Genomic DNA, 21612 nt, shown 5'->3' with positions numbered 1-21612 from the left:
GCACCGACAACGCCGACCGCGACCCGGAAGAGGGACAGTCCGATGCGGCGGGAACTTCGCGAGGTGTCGGTGCGCTTGCATACAGTGGCAGGACTCTTCCACATCGCGATCGAAGGGACGTACATGCCCATGGGTCACACGGCCACAGCCCAGGCCGGCTCCGGCGGACTGACAGCGACCGAGCACCGGCTGGCCAACGGCCTGCGCGTGGTGCTCTCCGAGGACCACCTGACCCCGGTCGCCGCGGTCTGCCTCTGGTACGACGTCGGCTCGCGCCACGAGGTCCCCGGCCGCACCGGCCTTGCGCACCTCTTCGAGCACCTGATGTTCCAGGGCTCGCAGCAGGTCAAGGGCAACGGGCACTTCGAGCTGGTGCAGGGCGCCGGCGGCTCGCTGAACGGCACGACGAGCTTCGAGCGCACCAACTACTTCGAGACCATGCCCGCCCATCAGCTGGAGCTGGCGCTCTGGCTGGAGGCGGACCGCATGGGCTCGCTGCTGGCCGCCCTGGACGACGAGTCCATGGAGAACCAGCGCGACGTGGTGAAGAACGAGCGCCGCCAGCGCTACGACAACGTGCCCTACGGCACCGCCTTCGAGAAGCTCACCGGCCTCGCGTACCCCGAGGGCCACCCGTACCACCACACGCCGATCGGCTCCATGGCCGACCTGGACGCCGCCACCCTCGAGGACGCGCGGAACTTCTTCCGCACGTACTACGCGCCGAACAACGCGGTGCTCTCGGTCGTCGGCGACATCGACCCCGAGGAGACCCTCGCCTGGATCGAGAAGTACTTCGGCTCCATCCCCTCGCACGACGGCAAGCAGCCGCCGCGCGACGGCTCGCTCCCGGAGACCATCGGCGAGCAGCTGCGCGAGGTCGTCGAGGAGGAGGTCCCGGCCCGTGCGCTGATGGCCGCCTACCGCCTGCCGCACGACGGCACCCGCGAGTGCGACGCGGCCGACCTGGCCCTGACGGTGCTCGGCGGCGGCGAGTCCTCCCGGCTGCACAACCGGCTGGTCCGCCGCGACCGCACCGCCGTCGCCGCCGGTTTCGGCCTGCTGCGGCTGGCCGGCGCGCCCTCGCTGGGCTGGCTGGACGTGAAGACCTCCGGCGGCGTCGAGGTGCCGCAGATCGAGGCGGCCGTCGACGAGGAGCTCGCGCGGTTCGCCGCCGAGGGCCCGACGGACGAGGAGATGGAGCGCGCCCAGGCGCAGTTGGAGCGCGAGTGGCTGGACCGGCTCGGCACGGTCGCCGGCCGCGCCGACGAACTGTGCCGGTTCGCGGTGCTGTTCGGCGACCCGCAGCTGGCGCTGACCGCCGTGCAGCGGGTCCTCGACATCACCGCGCAGGAGGTGCAGGCGGTCGCCGCGGCCAAGCTGCGCCCCGACAACCGGGCGGTGCTCGTGTACGAGCCGATCACCGCGGGCCAGGGCGACCCGGCCGCAGAGAGCGACAGCGACGAGGAAGAGGGAGCCGGCCAGTGAGCGACGCTGCCGCGTCTTTGACGACCATGGAGTTCCACCCGCAGCCTCAGCCCGGCGACGCCCGCCCCTGGGCCTTCCCGGCCCCCGAGCGCGGCTCGCTCGACAACGGTCTGACGGTCCTGCGCTGCCACCGCCCCGGCCAGCAGGTGGTGGCCGTCGAGATCGTCGTCGACGCCCCGCTGGACGCCGAGCCGGCCGGCCTGGACGGCGTGGCCACGATCATGGCCCGCGCGCTGTCCGAAGGCACGGACAAGCACTCCGCCGAGGAGTTCGCCGCCGAACTGGAGCGCTGCGGCGCGACCCTGGACGCGCACGCCGACCATCCGGGCGTGCGGGTCTCCCTGGAGGTCCCGGTCTCCCGGCTGCCGAAGGCGCTCGGCCTGCTCGCCGAGGCGCTGCGCGCGCCCGCGTTCGTCGACACCGAGATCGAGCGGCTGGTGCGCAACCGGCTCGACGAGATCCCGCACGAGCAGGCCAACCCGGCCCGCCGCGCGGCCAAGCAGCTCTCCAAGGAGCTGTTCCCGGCCGGTTCGCGCATGTCGCGGCCGCGCCAGGGCACCGAGGAGACGGTGGCCCCCATCGACGCCGCGGCCGTGCGGGCCTTCTTCGAGGCCCATGTGCGGCCCGCCAACGCCACCGCGGTGGTCGTCGGCGACCTCACCGGCATCGACCTGGACGCCCTGCTCGCCGACACCCTCGGCGACTGGAGCGGCGACACCGCGGTGTCGCACCCGGTGGCGCCGATCACCGCCGACGACACGGGCCGTGTGGTCATCGTGGACCGCCCCGGCGCGGTCCAGACGCAGCTGCTGATCGGCCGCGTCGGCGCGGACCGGCACGACAGCGTGTGGCCGGCGCAGGTGCTCGGCACGTACTGCCTCGGCGGCACCCTCACCTCCCGGCTCGACCGCGTGCTGCGCGAGGAGAAGGGCTACACGTACGGCGTGCGCGCCTTCGGCCAGGTGCTGCGCTCGGACGGCCGGGGCAACGGCGCGTCCATGCTCGCCATCAGCGGCTCGATCGACACCCCCAACACCGGCCCGGCACTTGACGACCTGTGGAAGGTGCTGCGCACCCTCGCGGCCGAGGGTCTGACGGACGCCGAGCGCGATGTGGCGGTGCAGAACCTGGTGGGCGTGGCACCGCTCAAGTACGAGACGGCGGCCTCGGTCGCCGGCACGCTCGCCGACCAGGTCGAGCAGCGTCTTCCGGACGATTTCCAGGCGCAGTTGTACGCCCGGCTCGCCGAGACGGGCACGGTGGAGGCGACGGCCGCCGTCGTCAATGCCTTCCCTGTGGACCGGCTGGTGACGGTTCTGGTCGGCGACGCCGCCGAGATCGAGGAGCCGGTGCGCGCCCTCGGCATCGGCGAAGTCACCGTCGTGACCGGCTGATCGACCCGGCCCCAGGCCACTGCGAGGACCTCGATGCCCCGATGCGTCGGGGTCCTCCCGTTTGTCCGGATCGAGGGGGAAAGCTACGTGAATGCCCTGTGGGATGCGCTACAAACTTCCGTGTCTGTTTGGTGATTGAAAGACGGTCCGCTTAGCGTCGGTCCGGCTGTTCGTCGGTTGCACATGCCGCACCCGCGGCAACGGACAGTCATCGCCGAGTCCCCGAAGGTGCGAGCCTGGGGAGCCGGGGACCCACCGTCCCTGGGGTGAATCGGACGCCTTCGCCTTCCGGCGGAGGAGCCCGTAGGAGACCTTCCTGCTCCGAACCCGTCAGCTAACCCGGTAGGCGAGAAGGAAGGAAAGGATCAGCCACTTCATGGCGTTCACCCGTGCCACCGGGAAGCATCGTGGTCCCAGCCGTCTGGCGCGCCGCAGCGCGGGCGTCGCCGGCGTCGCCGCCCTCGCCACCACCGGCGTGATCGGCACCCTCGCCTCCCCGGCGCTCGCCGTCGACACGGAGGCCGCCGCCCTCGAGGACACCGGCCTGATCCAGGCGATCAGCGTGGACTCGCTCGCGGACCGCATAGACGCCCAGGCCGCCGCCCAGGAGCAGGAGGCCTTCGAGGCCGCCGCCAAGGCGAAGGCCGAGGCCGAGGCGAAGCGCAAGGCCGAGGCCCGCGCCAAGAAGATCCGCGAGGAGCGTGAGCGCGCCGCCCGCGAGGCCGAGCGCAAGCGTCTGCACTCCTTCCGGCTGCCCATCGCCGGCTCGTACGTCACCACCGGCTACAAGGCCGGCGGCTCGCTCTGGTCCTCCGGCAGCCACTCCGGCATCGACTTCAAGGCGCCCTACGGCAGCACGGTCGGCTCTGTCGGCGCCGGCACCGTCGTCGAGGCCGGCTGGGGCGGCGCGTACGGCAACAACGTGGTGATCCGGATGCTCGACGGCACGTACACCCAGTACGGCCACCTTGCCTCCATCACGGTCTCGGTCGGCGAGTCCGTCATGCCGGGCCAGCAGATCGGCGTCTCCGGCTCGACCGGCAACTCCACCGGCCCGCACCTCCACTTCGAGGCCCGCTCCGGCGCCGAGTACGGCTCGGACATCAACCCGCTCGCGTATCTGCGCGCCCGCGGCGTGAACGTCTGACGGACCGGCAGGACCCGCGGACAGCGCACCGGAAAAGCCCCGGCTCGTACGGAGTCGGGGCTTTTCCGCGTCCGAAAGACATCCATGATTCACGATCGGCCGTCGGAATTACCGCTCCGCTGCAATAGAGTCACCGAAGAGTCGGCGAACAGGGGACCGTCGGCGGGTTTCACGCGGATTAAGGCGGAGGTCGGACATGCGCATTCCCGCGCATTCGGTGTGCACGGCGATCCGGGACGACATCGTCTCCGGGGTCTTGGAGCGGGGCAGCCGGCTGACCGAGGAGCAGCTGGCCCGCCGGTACGGCGTCTCCCGCGTCCCGGTCCGCGAGGCGCTGCGCACCCTGGAGTCCGAGGGCTTCGTGGTGAGCCGCCGGCACGCCGGCGCGCATGTCGCCGAGCCCACCGAACAGGAGGCCGCCGACCTGCTCGACGTCCGCTCGCTCCTTGAGCCGCTCGCCGCCGGGCGGGCCGCCCAGCGCCGCACCGAGGCGCACCTCAAAGTGCTGCGCGGCCTGGTGCGGCTGGGGCAGGAGCGGGCCCGGCGCGGACAGGGCGAGGACCTGCGCTCGCTCGGCGGCTGGTTCCACGAGACCCTGGCGCAGGCTTCCGGCAGCCCGGCGCTCACCGCGCTGCTCACCCAGTTGCGGCACAAGATCGCCTGGATGTACGCGGTCGAGACCTCCGCCCGCCCCGTGGACACCTGGGCCGAGCACGGCGCGATCGTGGACGCGTTGGCCCGCGGCGACGCCGAGCGGGCCCGCGCGCTCACCGCGCTGCACGCCGAGCGCACCCTGCCGCTTCACCGGTTGCGCCGGCCGGAGCGGGACCGTGTGAGGACTTCGCAACATTCCGTAAACATCGCGGGCTCACTGCATTAACAGGCGCGCCGTATACAAAGAAGTGCAATTCGCGGGACGGGGGAATTCCCCGCACCCGGGATTCCGGCTGCCCGGAATCGGAGCAGGCCGGATTTCCGGCCGGACGAAATGTCGGGCGGCAGGAATCGCCGGCTGCCCGGAAATGCGAGAGCCGCCCCGCCGGAATTCCGGCACAGGCGGCTCTTCGCGTCGGGTGCGACGCTCCCGGATCCCGCGGAGGGATCAGACGGTCTCGGGCAGCTCGTCGAGGCCCTCGGCCACCAGCTTCGCCAGGCGGTCCAGGGCGGCCTCGGCGCCCTCGCCGTCCGAAGCGAGCACGATCTCCTCGCCGCCCTGCGCGCCCAGACCGAGGACCGCGAGCATGGAGGCGGCGTTGACCGGGTTGCCGTCGGCCTTGGCGATCGTCACCTGAACGCCGGAGGCCGTGGCGGCACGGACGAAGATGGAGGCGGGGCGGGCGTGCAGGCCCTCGGCCCAGCCGACGTTGACGCGGCGCTCTGCCATGGTGTTGCCCTTCGGGTCTCAGGAGTTGTCTAGACCAGTCTCGCACAGCTTGCCGGGTGGCTCGTACCGCCCTTCGGCCCGGTGCCGCCGGGCCCGCGGGTTCCCCTCACCCTGCCCGGCGCCGACCGGCTGCGCGACCGGTGCCCGGGGCGTGCCCCGGCCGTAGGCTTGCGCCATGCAGACGCCGTCGGAACACGCGTACCCCGACCACTGGGAGGCCGACGTCGTGCTGCGCGACGGCGGCACCGCGCGGATCAGGCCGATCACCGTCGACGACGCCGACCGGCTGGTCAGCTTCTACGAGCAGGTGTCGGACGAGTCGAAGTACTACCGGTTCTTCGCCCCGTACCCGCGGCTCTCGGCCAAGGACGTGCACCGCTTCACCCATCACGACTACGTGGACCGGGTCGGGCTCGCGGCCACCGTCGGCGGCGAGTTCATCGCCACCGTCCGCTACGACCGCATCGACGAGACCGGCCGCCCGGCGCCCGCGCCCGCCGACGAGGCCGAGGTCGCCTTCCTCGTCCAGGACGCCCACCAGGGGCGAGGCGTCGCCTCGGCCCTGCTCGAACACATCGCGGCAGTGGCGCGGGAGCGGGGGATCCGGCGGTTCGCGGCGGAGGTGCTGCCCGCCAACAACAAGATGATCAAGGTCTTCACGGACGCCGGCTACACCCAGAAGCGGAGCTTCGAGGACGGCTCGGTCCGGCTCCACCTGGACCTGGAGCCCACCGACCGCTCGCTCGCCGTGCAGCGCGCCCGTGAGCAGCGCGCCGAATCGCGCTCGGTGCACCGGCTGCTCGCGCCCGGCTCGGTCGCGGTCGTCGGCACCGGCCGCACCCACGGCGGCGTGGGCCGCGCCGTGCTCCGCAACCTCCTGGACGCCGGCTTCACCGGGCCCGTGTACGCGGTGAACCGCTCGCTGCCCGAGGACGCGACGGAACTCGACGGCGTCCCCGCCTTCCGCTCGGTGGGCGAGATCGGCGCGCCCGTCGACCTGGCGGTCGTCGCGGTCCCCGCCGAGCGGGTCCCCGAGGCCGTGGCCGACTGCGGCGAGCACGGGGTGCAGGGCCTCGTCGTGCTGTCCGCCGGATATGCGGAGAGCGGCGACACCGAGGGCCGGCGGCGGCAGCGCGAGCTGCTGCGGCAGGCCCGTTCGTACGGGATGCGGGTCATCGGCCCCAACGCCTTCGGGATCATCAACACCGCCCCGGACGTCCGGCTGAACGCCTCGCTCGCGCCGCAGCCGCCGGCCGCCGGGCGGATCGGGCTGTTCGCCCAGTCCGGCGCGATCGGCATCGCCCTGCTAGCCGGGCTGCACCGGCGCGGCGCCGGGCTCTCCTCCTTCATCTCGGCCGGCAACCGGGTGGACGTCTCCGGCAACGACTACCTCCAGTACGGCTACGACGACCCCGACACCGACGTCGTCCTGCTCTACCTGGAGTCCATGGGCAACCCCCGCAAGTTCACCCGCCTCGCCCGGCGCACCGCGGCGGTCAAGCCGGTCGTCGTGGTCAGGGGCGCGCGGCACAGCGGCAGCGCGCCGCCCGGACACCGGGTCCCCGCCACCCGCATCCCGCACGCCACCGTCTCCGCGCTGCTGCGGCAGGCCGGCGTGATCCGCGTCGACACGGTGACCGAACTGGTCGACGCGGGCCTGCTGCTGGCGGGCCAGCCGCTTCCGGACGGGCCCCGCGTCGCCGTCCTCGGCAACTCCGAGTCCCTCGGGCTGCTCACGTACGACGCCTGCCTGACGGAGGGCCTGCGTCCGCTCCGGCCCCTGGACCTGACGACCGCGGCGACGCCCGACGACTTCCGCCGCGCGCTCGCCAAGGCGCTCGCCGACCCCCTGTCCGACGCCGTCGTCGTCACCGCGATCCCGTGGGTCGGGGAGAACGGCGTCACCGAGTCGGGCGAAGGCGAGGTCCTGGCCGCGGCCCTGCGCTCCGCGGTCGCCTCCGCCGACGGGCCGGCGAAGCCGGTCGTGGTCGTGCACGTCGAGATGGGCGGCCTCGCGGAGGCCCTGTCCGCGGCGGCCAGTACGGCCCCGGGCGCGGCGGCCCGCAGACAGCCGGCACCCGAGGCGGGGGCGCCGCCGGCGGCCGCGGGGGCGTCGTCCCCCGCCGTCCCTCCGACGACCCCCGCCGTCCCTACACCCCCCGCCGTCCCGACGGCCCCCACCGCGAATCCCCCCACCACCCCCGGCAACATCCCCGCCTACCCCGCCGCCGAGCGGGCCGTGCGGGCGCTGGCCGAGGCGGTGCGGTACGCGCAGTGGCGACGGCAGTCCGCCGACCCCGGCCGGGTCCCCGAGTACGAGGACATCGACGAGGCCGGCGCCGCCGCGCTCATCGAGCGGCTGCTCGGCGACGAGGTCGACGAGAAGGGCACGACCCTCGGCACGGACGCGGCGAGCGAGCTGCTCGGCCGGTACGGGATCGAGGTCCTGCCCGCCCGGCCCGCGCCCAGCCCGGACGCCGCCGTCGCCGCCGCGGCCCGCCTCGGCTACCCGGTCGCCCTCAAGACCACCGCCCCGCATCTGCGCCACCGCCCCGACCTCGGCGGCGTACGGCTCGACCTGGCGACCGAGGAACAGCTGCGGGCCGCGTACGCCGAGCTCACCGAGACGCTCGGCAAGCCGGAGGAGCTCCAGCCGGTCGTCCAGGCGATGGTGCCGCGCGGTGTCGACACCGTGCTGCGCGCCGCGATCGACCCGGCCGTGGGCGCGGTGCTCTCGTTCGGTCTGGCCGGCGCCCCCTCCGAGCTGCTCGGCGACACCTCCCACCGGCTCGTCCCGGCCACCGACCGGGACGCCGCCGAGCTCGTCCGGTCCATCCGGACCGCCCCGCTCCTGTTCGGCTGGCGCGGCTCCGCGCCCGTCGACACCCCCGCCCTGGAGGAGCTGCTGCTGCGGCTGTCCCGGCTGGTCGACGACCACCCCGAGGTCGTGGCGGTCGCGCTCGAACCCGTCGTCGTCGCCCCGCGCGGCGTCTGCGTCCTCGGGGCCACCGTCCGTCTCGCCCCGCCCCCCGCCCGCACCGACCTCGGCCCGCGCACGCTCCCCAGCTACTGACAGCCACCGACCCGGCTCCGCCGCCACGCCGCCCCCGTGGTGACATACCCGACCGAACGGCCCCGCGACGGATCCGGAGCGCCCCCTCCGACGGATTAGGATGGAGTCCATGGCGAAGACCGGTACGACGACCCAGGGGCTGCGCGCGGCGATCGAGCGCAGCGGCTATTACCCGGCCCTCGTGGCCGAGGCGGTGGAGGCCGCCGTCGGCGGCGAGCCGATCGCGTCGTACCTGGTGCACCAGGAGACCACCTTCGACCAGAACGAGGTCCGCCGTCATGTGACGGTCCTGGTCCTGACGGCCAACCGTTTCATCGTCAGCCACACCGACGAGCAGGCCGCCGACAGCAGCTCGCCCACGCCGTACGCGACCACCTCCACCGAGTCGGTCAAGCTGGACCGGATCTCGTCGATCGTGGTCAGCCGGGTCGTCGCCAACCCCGAGTCGTACACCCCCGGCACCCTGCCGCGCGAGGTCGTCCTCACCATCGGCTGGGGCGCCGTCTCCCGGATCGACCTGGAGCCCGCCGCCTGCGGCGACCCGAACTGCGACGCCGACCACGGCTACACCGGGAACTCCACCGCGGACGACCTCAGCCTGCGGGTCAGCGAGGCCGGCGACGGTCCGGACACCGTGGCCCAGACGCTGGCCTTCGCCCAGTCGCTCTCCGAAGCCACCGCGGCGACCCGCTGATGGCCCAGCCGACGACGGTGGCCTCCGGCTGGCCCGACGAGCCCGCGCCCCTGGCGCTCGACACCGCGCCCGTGCCCGAGTACGGCACGGGCTCCCTCGCGGACCTGCTGCCGACGCTGGTCGCGGCACAGGGCGTGCCGGGCTTCGAGCCGCGTATCGCGGAGCTCGCCCCGGCCGACCGGAACTGCGTGTTCCTGATCGACGGTCTCGGCTGGGAGCAGATCAGGTCGCATCCGGACGAGGCCCCGTACCTCACCTCCCTCCTCGGCACCTCGCGCGGCGGTACGGGCCGTCCGGTCACGGCCGGGTTCCCCGCCACCACCGCGACCTCGCTGGCCTCGGTCGGCACCGGTCAGGTGCCCGCCGCGCACGGCCTGCCCGGCTACACCGTGCGCAACCCCGAGACCGGCGAGCTGATGAACCAGCTCCGCTGGCAGCCGTGGACCTCGCCGCGCGTCTGGCAGCCGTACCCGACGGTGTTCCAGCTCGCCCACGAGGCGGGGGTGCACACCGCCCAGGTCTCCGCGCCGGCCTTCCAGGACACGCCGCTGACCAAGGTGGCGCTCAGCGGCGGCACGTTCTTCGGCCGGCTCTCCGGCGAGGAGCGCGTGGACACGGCCGCGGAACGGCTCGCGGCGGGCGACCGTTCGCTGGTCTACACGTACTACAGCGAACTCGACGGCGCCGGCCACCGCTTCGGCGTCGACTCCGACGCCTGGCGCGGCCAGCTGATGTTCGTCGACCGGCTGGTGCAGCGGCTCGCCGAGCAGCTGCCGCCGCGCAGCGCCCTGTACGTCACGGCGGACCACGGCATGGTGGACATCCCCTTCGACGAGCAGCACCGCATCGACTTCGACGAGGACTGGGAGCTGCGGGCCGGCGTCGCGCTGCTCGGCGGCGAGGGCCGGGCCCGGCACGTGTACGCGGTGCCGGGCGCCGAGGCCGACGTGCTGACCTGCTGGCGCGAGGTGCTGGGCGAGCAGTTCTGGGTGGCGAGCCGGGAGGAGGCGCTCGCGGCGGGCTGGTTCGGCCCGCCCGGGTGGTACGACGAGCGCGTCTACGGCCGGCTCGGCGACGTGATCGCCGCGGCGTACGACGACGTGATCATCACGGCCTCCGTCAACGAGCCCAACGAGTCCGCGATGACCGGCGTCCACGGCTCGATGACCCCGGCGGAACAGCTGGTCCCGCTGCTGGAAGTCCGCACGTAGCCGGAGCGCGCGGCGACGCACTCCGAACACACCCTCACCCCTCTCCGGATCCGAAAGGCCATCACCTCCCCATGCCCGAATTGGCGTTCTTCTCGGGAACGATGGACTGCGGAAAGAGCACGCTGGCGCTGCAGATCGCCCACAACCGCTCGGCGCGGGGCCTGCAGAGCGTGATCTTCACGCGGGACGACCGGGCGGGCGAGGGCAAGCTGTCCTCGCGGCTCGGCCTGGTGACCGAGGCGGTGGAGGCCGCGCCGGAGCGGGACCTGTACGGCTTCGTGGTGGACCTGATGTCGCGGGGCGGCAAGGTCGACTACGTGATCGTGGACGAGGCCCAGTTCCTGCGGACGGAACAGATCGACCAGCTGGCGCGGATCGTGGACGACCTGAACCTCGACGTCTTCGCCTTCGGCATCACGACCGACTTCCGCACCAGGCTCTTCCCCGGCTCCCAGCGCCTGATCGAGCTGGCGGACCGCGTGGAGACCCTCCAGGTCGAGGCCATGTGCTGGTGCGGCGCCCGCGCCACGCACAACGCCCGTACGGTCGACGGCGAGATGGTCGTCGAGGGCGAGCAGGTCGTCGTCGGCGACGTGGGCGGCGCGGCGGAGGTCGTCGGCTACGAGGTCCTGTGCCGCCGGCACCACCGCAAGCGCATGACCAGCGCGACGTCCCGGTCCGCCGCCCTGTCCCCGGACGTCCTCCCGGTCACCTCCGGCTGAGGCCCTCCAGGTCCGAAGCAGTCCTGACTTCCCGTCAAAGTCCTTCTCTTGTGGGCGGGTTCCGGCTCGTCTAGCCTCCCGGTGTCGCCTGTCCATCCATCCGGGACAACCGAAGGCTCCGCGCCCGAAACCCGATCACCGGGAATCGGGGTCACCGTGACCAGTAACGACGTCGTCGGGCAGTTACGAGCCGCGCTCGGCACAGCCGTGCGCCCGCCGGGAACCGCGGGCTACGAGAACGCTCTGGCCAGGGTCTTCTTCCCCGAGGCCGCCCGCCGAAAGCCCTCATGCGTCGTGGCGCCCCGCACGGTCGAGGACATCGCGACCGTGATGCGGCTCGCGACGGCCGCGGGAGCCCGGGTGACGGTGCGGGGCGGCGGTCTGAGCTCGAACTGCGTCGCCGACGGGGCCGTCATGCTGGACCTCTCGGAGCATCTGGACTCCGCCCGCCCCTCCGCGGACCGCGTGGTCGTCGGCGGTGGGGCGACCGTGGCCACCATGCTCGGGGCCCTCGCCCCGGCAGGCCGTACGGTGCCCGTCGGCGTCACCGGCCACGCCGGCCTGGGCATGGCCACCCGAGGCGGCATCGGCCATCTGACGCGATCCCTGGGGCTCACCCTCGACCATCTCGTCGGGGCCGAACTCGTGCTCCCGTCCGGTGACGTCGTCCACCTCTCGGAGCGGAGCTCGGGCGAGGACGCCGACCTGTGGTGGGCCGTCCGGGGCTGCGCGCCCGGCGTCGGGGTGGTCACCTCCGCGGAGTTCCGGACGCACGCGAGGGGCCCGGTCCGGGTCGACCGGGCCGTGGTGGGAGCGGACGCGCTCGCCGCCTACTTCCGGGTCGCCCCCGAACTCCCGCGCGACACCGCGATGAGCGCGGTCCTCGGCTGGACCCCGCTCTCGCCGGACGAGCCGGTCCTGTTCCTCTACACCGTGTGCGCGAGCCGGCACGACGACGCCGTCGGGCGGGCCAGGTCGGCCGTCTCCGCCGTCGTCGCCGGCGCGGGCGCGGCGCCGCTCTATCGCTCGGAGACCTCGGCCCTCTATCCGGCCGGACTGCCCGAGTTCGCCGTCCCCGGCGCCGGCGGCGCCGAGCCCGCACCGATCCCGCTGCCCCGGCAGGGCGACGCTCGGCGCGGTTCGTTCTTCGGCAAGGCGGCCTTCACCGGCCCCACGCTCGACGCCGAGGTCGCCGACGCCCTCGTGGACCGGATCCGCGCCGCGCCCACGCGGGCCTGCCGCATCGACTTCCAGCACACCGGCGGAGCGCTTGCCGACGTCGACGACACCGCCACCGCGTTCTGGGGCAGGACCGCCGAGTGGAGCGTCCCGCTGAACGCGATCTGGGACGACGCCGCCGACGACGAGGCCTGCACGGCGTGGACCCGCGACACGCTGCGGCAACTGGCCGCGCACACCGTCGGGTACTACAACGTCGAACTGCGGCCCGACCTCCCCGAGGCCGGGCCCGAGACCCGCGCGGCCTACGGCGGCAACCTGCCCCGCCTCCTGGCGCTGCGAGACCGCTACGACAGCACGGGAGTGCTCGCGCCCCTGCTCCCTTGAACCGTGCGGGTCCTTCCGTCTCAGTTCGCGGCTCGGTACGCCTGCGTCAGCGCGCGGACCGCTCCCGCCGGGTTGCCCGTGAGGAGCAGGTGGTCCGCATCGGCGAACGGCTTGGACGCCGCTTCCGTGATGTCCTGGCCGATCCGCTCCTGGACGATCAGACGGGCCCGGGCGACCAGTCGGCGGGCCTCCGGGGACGCGCCGCGACCCGCCGACTGGAGGGCTCGGGCGGCCAGTTCCAGCGCCCGCAGGGTCGTCTCGCCGCCCTTCGGGGTGTCGCCGAGGGTGGTCAGGCCCCAGCCGTACGGGAACTGGGGGTCGTACGCGCCGTCGCCCACGTTCAACGGGAGCTGCTCGCCGGACTTCGGCCAGGTCACCGGCAGTTGACCGGTGAAGGGCCGCTTGCCGTACAGGACGTCGGCCACGCCGTCGCCCTCCGTGCCGGGGAGCCAGGAGGCGACCAGGGCGTCGATCGCGGGGAGGCGGTCGCCGATCAGCTGCGGGCGGCCGGAGACGATCAGGACGGCGCAGGGCATCGCCGCGCACACCCGGTCCACGGCCGCCTTGTCGGCCGCGCTCAGTTCCAGGTCGTGACCGTTGCCGACGTCGCCCACGCCTTCGGCGTACGGGGTCTCGCCCACCACGACGACCCCGACCTCGTGCGCGTCGGTCGGGGCCGAGCCGTCCTTCGAGTACGTGATGTCCGCGTCCGGCGCCGCCTTCCGCATCGCCTCCAGGATCGTCGTGCCCTGCGTCGTGCGGCCCGAGCCGCCCTGCCAGGTGACGGTCCAGCCGCCGGCCTGGTTGCCGAGGTCGTCGGCGTTGGAGCCGGCGACGTAGACCTTCTGGGAGGGCTTCAGGGGGAGTACGCCCCCCTCGTTCTTCAGGAGCACCTGGGACGCGGCCGCCGCCTCGCGCGCCACCGCGCGGTGCTCCGCCGAGCCGACCGACGCCAGGTTCGTCGTGTCCGCGTACGGCTTCTCGAACAGGCCCAGGCGGAACTTCTGGGTCAGGATGCGGCGTACCGCGTCGTCGATCCGGGTCGTCGCGATCCGGTCCGCCTCGACCTCCGCGATCAGGGTGCGGGTGAACTCCTGGTAGTTCGTCGGGACCATGATCATGTCCAGGCCTGCGTTGACCGACGTCCGCACGTCGCTCGGGTAGTCCCCGGGGATCTGGTCGATCGCCTGCCAGTCGCTGATGACGAAGCCCTCGAAGCCCATCCGGTCCTTCAGCACACCGTTGATCATCTCGGCGTTGGCGTGCATCTTCACCGGGCCCCGGTCGTCCCCGACGATGTCCAGGGACGAGTAGGACGGCATGACCGTGCCCGCGCCGCGCTTCACCGCCTCCGCGAACGGGCTCAGATGGACGGCCTCCAGCTCCTCGCGCGTGACCTTCGTGACGCCCTGGTCGATCGTGTACGAGCCCGTCGTCGACGAGCCGAACTCCGTACCGCCGTCGCCCACGAAGTGCTTCGCGCTCGTCAGGACCTTGTCGTTGCGGTCGAGGTCCTTGCCGTTCGCCGCGCCCTGCATCCCGTCGATCACCGTCTCCATGGCGGTCACCAGCGCCGGGTCCTCGCCGAACGCCTCGTACGAGCGGCCCCACCGCTCGTCCCGGGTCACGCACAGACAGGGGGCGAAGTCCCACGGCACGCCGGTGGCCCGCACCTCCTTCGCGGTCACGGCTCCCGTCCGCGCGGCCAGACCGGGGTCGCGCGCCGCGCCGATGCCGATGTTGTGCGGCATGATCGTCGCGCCGACGACGTTGTTGTGCCCGTGCACCGCGTCCGCGCCGTAGATCAGCGGGATCTGCAGCCGGGTCGCCCGGGTCCGCAGCTGGTACGCGTCGACCATCCCGGCCCACGCCTCCGCCGTGTTCGGGGTGGGCACCGAACCGCCGCCGGACAGCAGCGAGCCGAGCCCGTAGCCCGCGATGTCGCCCGGGGCGCGCAGCGCGTTGCGTTCGGCCTGGGTCATCTGCCCGGCCTTCTCCTGGAGCGTCATCCGCGACAGCAGGTCCGCGACCCGCTTCTTCACCGGCAGCCGTGCGTCGAGGTACGGCAGTCCGTGCGCGTTCACCGTGACGACCGGGGTCTCTGCCGGCGCCTTCGCGCCCTCGACCGTCAGCTTCACCGGGATCGTCTCGGCCTCCTCGCCGGTCCGGTCCTTCAGGGTCTGCACGGTGATCGAGCGTGTCGTCCCGGACGGCGTCCCGGCGGGGAACTCGAAGGTGCCGCTCACCGGCCGGTAGTCCGTCCCGGCCTGCGCCGGCCCGGTGTCGTCGGTCGCGTACGTGACGGTGACCGGTTCACCGGTCGGCTGGGAGCCCGTGGTCGCGACCGTCACGTCGACCCTGGCCGTGCCGCCCTCGTCGACCGGGTGCACCGCCGAGCCCGTCACCACCCGGGTGTTCAGGGCCGGGTCCGCCGTGCCGTACAGCTCGACGGCGTCGAGGGCGAAGGACCCCGGTGCGCCGGTCGGGAGCGTGAGCGCGTAGCCCCACATCCTGTCGAGCCCGAGGACCTGGTCGATGCCGCCGACGGGCTGGTAGTCCGCGCGGTAGCGGAACTCGGAGAACGGGATCTCGACGAGGTGCCAGCCCTCCCAGTCGTCGGTGAAGGAGGTCGTCCACAGCTCGGACGCCTCTCCGTTCGCCCCGCCGTCCTTGATCTCGAAGTTGATCCGCTTGCCGGAACCGGGCGGCAGCGGCGCGGTGTTCTGGCCGTACCACCAGAACCGGATGCCCTTGTACGGGGTCCAGTCCTGCGCCGGCTTGTCGAAGGCGAAGTCGTGCGTGAGACCGCCCCAGCCGCTGATGTCGTAGCGGCCTTCGAGGACCTTGGCGCCCTCGGGGGCGTCGGCACGTTCGGCGAGGGCGAGCGTCGGATGGTCGTCGGCGTCGCTGCCCCAGGTGAACAGGCCCTCGGCGGGCGGCCCGGCGAACGGGACCTCGCCCTCGAAGCGGTCGACGGCCCGGGGCACCGGGTCGGCCTCGGCCGGGGCGGCGGAGCTCGGCACGGCTCCGGCGAGCAGCCCGGCGAGGACGGCGGTGGCGGCGGTGACGGCGGTGGCGGCGAGCGATGCGGCGCTCGCTCCTCTTCGCCGGCGTGGGTGCGGGTGCGACATGCGGGCTCCTGTGGAGAGGGGTGACAAGAACCGGCCGGGACGGCGAGGGGCGAGTCCCGGCCGGGGTGTTCAGGCACTTCAGGACGGCTGGTGCGTCCACTTCTGGTTGGCCGCGCCCGTGCAGGACCAGATCTGGGCGCGCGTCCCGTCCGCCGAGGTGTTGCCCGTGACGTCCAGGCACTTGTTCGCGGCCGTGTTGACCACGTCGTGGGTCGCGGCGCTGTACGACCAGCGTTGCGCCCCGGTCCCGTTGCAGGTGTAGAGCTGCACCTTGCTGCCGTCGGCGGTCCCGCCTCCGGAGACGTCCAGGCACTTGCCGAGCGCCCGCACGCTGCCGTCGGCCGCGAGGGTCCACTGCTGCGCCGCGGTGCCGTTACAGGTGTGGAGCTGCACCGGGGTGCCGTCGGCGGTGGCCGCGCCGGCCACGTCCAGGCACTTGCCGGCGAGGCCCGTCAGCGGCCCGGTCGGCGCGCTCGCCGCCGTACCCGACCACGTGAACGTGGCGGTGGTGCGGGCCGGCAGGCTGTACGCGAACGACTGGCCGCCCCAGTCGACGCGGACGGACTGCGCGGAGCCGCCGCCGTTGTGCGCGATGAGCGCCTTCGAGCCGTCGCGGTTGCGCCAGGCCACGTTCTGCACGGTCGAGTTGGCCGTCGAGGCGATGCGGTACGCGCCGGGGCGCACGAACTTGGTGAGGTGCCCGGTCGTGTAGTACTCGATCGTGTAGTCGACCTGTCCGGCGCGCGGGCCGCCCTCCTGGACGGTGACCAGTCCGGTGCAGGTGCCGCAACCGCCGTTGTGCGGGCCCATGTTCTGGTTGAGCGCCAGGCTCCACTTCACCAGGCTGCTGCTCCAGTTGCGGGCGTAAGCGACGATGTCGTTCAGGTCCTCGTTGTGCTGGTTCCCGATCCAGGTGCCGCCCGAGTGCTCGGTGCTGAACTGCCGCACCGACGGATACCGGTCGTGGACCTGGCTGCCGACGCCCGGGTCGCCGAAGTAGCCGTGCCAGGCGATCCCGCCGAACAGGGGGTCATTGCGTACGCCCGCGTCGCCGAGGACACCGGAGCCGAAGTTCGCGTAGTCGCCGTAGTTCCAGTCGTGCACCAGGACCTTGGTGGTGATCCCGGCGGCCCGGAAGGCCGGGTAGACGTGGTTCTTGGTGAACTCGGCCAGGCCGGACGGGTTCCAGCTCATGCCCGGGTAGTTCATGGCCGTGGGGTTGCCGGCCTGGCAGCAGTTCGGCTCGTTCTGCACGGACAGGTAGTCGACCTTGATCCCGGCCGCCTGGTAGCTCTGGACGTACTTGACCAGGTACTGGGCGTAGAGCGGGTAGTACTCCCACTTCAGCCAGCCCATCTGGTCCATCCGGCCGTTGTCCTTCATCCAGCCCGGGGCGCTCCACGGCACGCCCTTGACCCGCAGCGCCGGGTTGAGCTGCCTCGCCTGCACGGTCAGCAGCCGCACGTTCGTGTCGTAGCCGTTGGACCCGAAGTCGTTCAGGTCGCAGCAGGTGTCGTCCAGGGAGACGTTGCCGGGCCGCGAGAGGTCGGAGGCGCCGATCGGGTTGCGGACGAAGGAGAGGCCGATGCCGTCGGTCGGCGAGAACAGCTTGCGCATCACCTCGTCGCGGGTGGCCGCACTGACCGCTCCGCCGCGCAGCAGGTGCGCGGTGGTGTCGGTGATGGACGCGCCGCCGCCCTCGAACTGCTGGTAGGCGGTGCTCTCGTCGACGCTGATGATGTGGGCCGCGGCGCCGCCGGCGGGGCCGAACGCGAGGGGCGCCTGCGGGGCGAGTCCCCGGGTGACGGTACGGCCCCCGGAGTCGGAGGTGGTGGTGAGCCAGACGTCGACGCGTTCGCCGGCGGCCTGTGCGGTGCCGGGGCCGGAGAGCACCAGGGCGCTCGCGACGAGGGCGGCGGAGGCGAGCATGCGGAGGAGTCTGTTGCGTGGTTTGTTATGCACCTGACAATCCCTCATTCTTCATCCTTCACCGCCGCTTTGTCGGAGTCTTATATCAAGCTGTGAAGTTAGGGAGCCGCGCCCTGCCCGTCAACCCCTTGTGCATACAAGACTCGAATGCCTCACCCACTCAAGCACCGCACGGCGTTCAGGAGATGACGACACCCGGAGTTCATCTCCGGTGCGCCCGGGCCTCGCCCCGCGATCGGGTACGGGTCGCCCGGCTCCGCCGTAATGGGCCGGTGTCCTCCGCCCTGCAGACCGCGCCCGCCCCGACCGACCCCGCAGCCGACGAGGGGTCGCCGCCGCGGCCCGGGGGACGCACGCGGCTGTGGGGCGCGCTCGCGGGCGGCGGGCTCACGTGCGTCGTGCTCTGCCTCGCGGGGATCCTGGCCCGGACGTACCCCTTCGGACCCGTCACCCGCAACATCGTCGACCTCGGTCAGCAGTACCTGCCGTACCACGCGCACTGGCGGCGGTTCCTGCTCGGCGACGCCGACGGCGACCTCTTCGTCAACTGGCACTCCGGCTTCGGCTCGAACTTCCTCGGCGACCTCGGGACCTATCTGAGCAGCCCGTTCGACCTGATGGTGGTGCTCTTCCCGGCCGACCGGATCGAGCTCGCGCTCTACGTCATCACCGCAGCCAAGATCACCGCGGCCGGGGCGGCGATGACGGTGCTGCTGCTGACCCTGCGCCGCGGCCCCTGGCCCGTGGCGGCCGTCCTCGGCGCCGCGTACGCGCTCTCCGGCTGGACGTTCAGCTACGGGGCCACGGTGCCGATGTGGCTGGACGGCCTGCTCGCCTTCCCGCTGCTCTGCCTGGTCGGCGAGTGGGCGCGCCGCGGACGCCGGCCCGTCCTCGGGCCGCTCGTCGTCGCCCTGGCCTGGACCGCCAACTTCTACACCGCGTACATGGCCACCCTCGGCGCGGCCGTCTTCCTCGCCGTCCGGCTGCTCACCGCCGACGAGGGCGCGCGCCGCCGCCTCGCCGGGCTGCTGCGCGCCTCCCGCAGCGTCCTCATCGGCATCGGGCTCGCCGCGCCGCTGGTCGCCGTGATCTTCTTCGCCACCCGGGTCGCCGACCCCACGCCTCCGACCGCGTTCGCCGCCGCCGCGTGGACCGACGTGTTCGCCCGGCTGCTGCCCGCCACCTCCAGCGTGGCCACGCCCGCCCTGTACATCGGCACCGCGGCGCTCGCCCTCGCGCTCACCCTGCCGTTCAACACCGCCGTGCCGCGCCGGGAGCGCCTCGCGTGGACCGCGGCGGTCGTCCTGGTCGCGCTCTCGCTCCAGTGGGAGCCGACCCATCTGCTCTGGCACGCCGGAGCCTCGCCCAACGGCATCCCGTACCGCCAGACCTTCGTCCTGTGCGGCCTGCTGGTCCTGGCCGGCTGGCTCTCCACCGCCCGCGGCCTGCCCCGGCTCCCCGCGCCGGCCGGCGGAGCCGTGCTGCTCGCCGCCCTCGCCCTCGCCGCCCGCGACAGCGTGGACATCGACCGGCGGACCTTCCCCGCCCTCGGCGCGGCCGCCGCCCTCGCCGTACTCGCGGCCGCCTGCGCCGTCCTGGCCTCCCGGCGCGCGGCGGGTCGCCTGCTTCCCGTGCTCGCCGTCGCCCTGCTCGTCGCCGCACAGGCCGGCGAGGCCGCCGTCACCGGCGCGCGCATCGAGCGCGAACAGCTGAGCAAGGTCTCCTGGGCCCCGCGCCTCGGCCCCTGGCACGACGAGGTCGCCGCGGCCGTCGCCCGCGCGGACGACTGGCCCAAGCGGCGTACCGACCCGGGCGAGACCCCCGGCGGCAACGACGTCCTGATCACCGGCGGCCAGGGCGCCGACTACTACAGCAGCCTGACGTCCCGTGTGTACTCGCAGACCGTGTCCGCGCTCGGCTTCGGCTCCTACGCCAAGGGCCGCCACCCGGTCACCCTCGACAGCCCCGTCGCCGACGCGATCTTCTCCGTCGGCGCGCGGATCCGCTCCACGCCCACCGCCCCGGTCCGCGAGGACGCCCTCCCCGAGGCCGACGTCACCACCGTGGAACGGACCGTGCCGCCGCTGGTCACCGTTCACCCCGGCCCGGTCGACACCCTCCGGTACGGCGACTCCGCCTTCGCCAACCAGGAACTCGCCCTCGGCGCCGACGTGTACGACCTCCCGGCCGGCGGGCGCCGCACGGCCGACGGGAAGACCGTCACCCTCACCGGCAGCTGCCCGGCCGGCTCCGACGTCTGGTTCTGGGCCCCCGACCACACCGGCACCGCCACGCTCGACGGCCGCCCCCCGGCCCATTTCGACGGCAAGCCGCCGTCCGTACGCGCCCCCATGCAGTCCCTCGGCGCCGTCCCGCCCTCCGGCGCCGTCCGCGTCGTCGTCCACGCCGCCAAGACCGCCGAACCCGCCCTGCCCGCCGAGCCGGTGGCCTGCCTCGTCCAGGACCGCCTCGACCGCGCCGTACAGCGGCTCACCGCCACCGGCGCCACCGACGTACGCGTCTCGGGCCGCACCCTCACCGCCGAGCTGCCCTCCGGCAGCACCGGGACCGCCGTGATCGCCGCGCCACGGATCACCGGCTGGCGCTGTGCCGCCGGTGACGCCGAACCCGCCCCGGCCGCCCGCCGGCTCGGCCTGCTCGCCGTGCCGCTCGGCTCCGGCGCGGACTCGGTGACCTGCGTGTTCCAGCCGCCGGGGCTCAGGCTCGGCGGCGCGGCCGGCGCGACGGCGCTGCTCGCCCTGGCCGGCGTGTGGTGGCTGCACCGGCGCGGTTCCTCGGCACGACGGCAAGAGTTCACCGACCGTGCCCCTGAGCCTCGTTCCGCCGGAATCGGGGCGGACTAGCGTGCCGGGCGGAGTGCCGTTCGAGTGTGGGGAATCCGTGTGCCCAAGCTGTCCGTCGTCGTCCCGTTCCACAACGTCGGGCCGTACGCCCCCGACACCATGCGCAGCCTCGCCGGCAACGCGGACCCCGATTTCGAGTTCCTGCTGATCGACGACTGCTCCACGGACGACACCCCGTACGTCCTCGACCACTGGCTCGACCGGGTGCCCAACGCCACCGTGATCCGGCACGCCACCAACCAGGGCGTGGCCCAGGCCCGGAACACCGGCATCGACGCGGCCACCGGCGACTACATCACCTTCCTCGACGGCGACGACTGGTACGCCCCCGGCCATCTGCGCGCCATGGTCGACCGCGTCGAGCGGCTCGGCTGCGACTTCGCCCGCACCGACCACGTCCAGTCCACCGGCCGCAACCGGCAGATCCGCTACGCCCCGGCGCGCTTCCGCGACCAGGTGATGAACCCGCGCGACGGCATCGCCCCGGCCAGCATGGTCACGATGGTCGACTACCCGTTCGTCCCGTTCGGGATCTACAGCGGCCGGCTCTTCCACGACGGGCAGTCGCGCTTCGAGACGAAACTGCGCACCGCCGAGGACCGGCTCTGGATCTGGCGGCTGCACCTCAAGGCCACCACCTACGCGGCCCTCTCGCTGCACGGCGTGTTCTACCGGCGCGGCGTCACCACCTCGCTCACCCAGATCACCGACAACCGGCAGCTCGACTTCATCCCGTCCTACGACCTGCTCCTGGAGGAGGTCTCCGCGGACCCGGACGCCGACCGCTTCCTGCCCAAGGCGGTCCGTACGTACTGCGCCATGATCGCCTTCCACATGGCCAAGGCCGACCAGTACGAGTCGGCCGTCGCCAAGCGCCTCCGCCGGGACGTGTCCGACGCGCTCGCGCGCATGCCGCAGGCGGTGCTCGACGAGACCCTCGCCACGATGGACGCCACCCGCAGCACGCTGCTCCGGCGGCTGCGCGGCGCCCACCGGGCCGCCTGACCCA

14 protein-coding genes and 1 riboswitch are annotated in these 21612 nt (G+C 73.1%); of the genes, 11 read left to right on the top strand and 3 right to left on the bottom strand.

Annotation, left to right across the window (positions count from 1 at the left end; all coding sequences use genetic code 11):
* The first annotated feature begins 129 nt into the window (after positions 1-129).
* The 4 genes from ACGFMM_RS28060 (at position 130) to ACGFMM_RS28045 (ending at position 4909) form a co-directional block, all read left to right on the top strand.
* Positions 130-1488 (top strand): M16 family metallopeptidase, encoded by a 1359-nt coding sequence (locus ACGFMM_RS28060; protein WP_393649327.1) that lies wholly within the window; start codon positions 130-132, stop codon positions 1486-1488.
* A gap of 26 nt (positions 1489-1514) precedes the next feature.
* Entirely contained in the window at positions 1515-2882 is a 1368-nt protein-coding gene (locus ACGFMM_RS28055; protein WP_393649326.1) for a M16 family metallopeptidase, read from the top strand.
* Between the two features lie 202 nt (positions 2883-3084).
* A riboswitch (cyclic di-AMP (ydaO/yuaA leader) is annotated at positions 3085-3246 on the top strand.
* Between the two features lie 12 nt (positions 3247-3258).
* Positions 3259-4029: a M23 family metallopeptidase gene (locus ACGFMM_RS28050; protein WP_393649243.1), complete on the top strand. Its 771-nt coding sequence runs from the start codon at positions 3259-3261 to the stop codon at positions 4027-4029.
* Positions 4030-4225: 196 nt separating this feature from the next.
* Entirely contained in the window at positions 4226-4909 is a 684-nt protein-coding gene (locus ACGFMM_RS28045; RefSeq protein ID WP_393649242.1) for a GntR family transcriptional regulator, read from the top strand.
* Positions 4910-5131: 222 nt separating this feature from the next.
* Here the strand turns inward: ACGFMM_RS28045 and ACGFMM_RS28040 are convergent, their stop codons facing one another.
* Positions 5132-5413: an HPr family phosphocarrier protein gene (locus ACGFMM_RS28040; RefSeq protein WP_393649241.1), complete on the bottom strand. Its 282-nt coding sequence runs from the start codon at positions 5411-5413 to the stop codon at positions 5132-5134.
* Between the two features lie 175 nt (positions 5414-5588).
* Between ACGFMM_RS28040 and ACGFMM_RS28035 the strand changes: the two genes are divergently transcribed.
* From ACGFMM_RS28035 to ACGFMM_RS28015, 5 genes are all read left to right on the top strand, one after another.
* A complete protein-coding gene (locus ACGFMM_RS28035) occupies positions 5589-8486 on the top strand; it encodes a GNAT family N-acetyltransferase (protein WP_393649240.1) in 2898 nt (965 codons plus the stop codon).
* A 109-nt stretch (positions 8487-8595) separates the two neighbouring features.
* Positions 8596-9180 (top strand): DUF5998 family protein, encoded by a 585-nt coding sequence (locus ACGFMM_RS28030; protein ID WP_393649239.1) that lies wholly within the window; start codon positions 8596-8598, stop codon positions 9178-9180.
* Complete coding sequence (locus ACGFMM_RS28025) at positions 9180-10391, top strand: alkaline phosphatase family protein (protein ID WP_393649238.1); 1212 nt, start codon at positions 9180-9182, stop codon at positions 10389-10391. The genes ACGFMM_RS28030 and ACGFMM_RS28025 overlap by 1 nt, the downstream gene beginning before the upstream one ends.
* Before the next feature lie 71 nt (positions 10392-10462).
* Positions 10463-11113 (top strand): thymidine kinase, encoded by a 651-nt coding sequence (locus tag ACGFMM_RS28020; protein ID WP_393649237.1) that lies wholly within the window; start codon positions 10463-10465, stop codon positions 11111-11113.
* Between the two features lie 156 nt (positions 11114-11269).
* A complete protein-coding gene (locus ACGFMM_RS28015) occupies positions 11270-12679 on the top strand; it encodes an FAD-binding oxidoreductase (RefSeq protein WP_393649236.1) in 1410 nt (469 codons plus the stop codon).
* Positions 12680-12699: 20 nt separating this feature from the next.
* On the opposite strand, the gene ACGFMM_RS28010 is transcribed toward ACGFMM_RS28015, so the two are convergent.
* Positions 12700-15810 carry a glycoside hydrolase family 3 N-terminal domain-containing protein gene (locus tag ACGFMM_RS28010; protein ID WP_393649235.1) on the bottom strand — a complete coding sequence of 1037 codons (3111 nt, stop codon included), beginning with the start codon at positions 15808-15810 and terminating at the stop codon, positions 12700-12702.
* 78 nt (positions 15811-15888) lie between these two features.
* Positions 15889-17739 (bottom strand): ricin-type beta-trefoil lectin domain protein, encoded by a 1851-nt coding sequence (locus ACGFMM_RS28005; RefSeq protein WP_393649234.1) that lies wholly within the window; start codon positions 17737-17739, stop codon positions 15889-15891.
* Positions 17740-18011: 272 nt separating this feature from the next.
* On the opposite strand from ACGFMM_RS28005, the gene ACGFMM_RS28000 reads away from it, so the two are divergent.
* Together ACGFMM_RS28000 and ACGFMM_RS27995 are read left to right on the top strand one after the other, a co-directional pair.
* The gene (locus ACGFMM_RS28000) at positions 18012-20603 is read left to right on the top strand and encodes a YfhO family protein (RefSeq protein WP_393649233.1); all 2592 of its coding nucleotides are present in this window, start codon (positions 18012-18014) and stop codon (positions 20601-20603) included.
* A 39-nt stretch (positions 20604-20642) separates the two neighbouring features.
* Entirely contained in the window at positions 20643-21608 is a 966-nt protein-coding gene (locus ACGFMM_RS27995; protein ID WP_393649232.1) for a glycosyltransferase family 2 protein, read from the top strand.
* The last annotated feature ends 4 nt before the right edge of the window (positions 21609-21612 follow it).

This window comes from Streptomyces sp. NPDC048604 (genome assembly GCF_043199435.1).
Lineage (GTDB): Bacteria > Actinomycetota > Actinomycetes > Streptomycetales > Streptomycetaceae > Streptomyces.
Note: the sequence above shows the minus strand (reverse complement) of the source record. Positions and strands in the feature narration are given on the sequence as shown.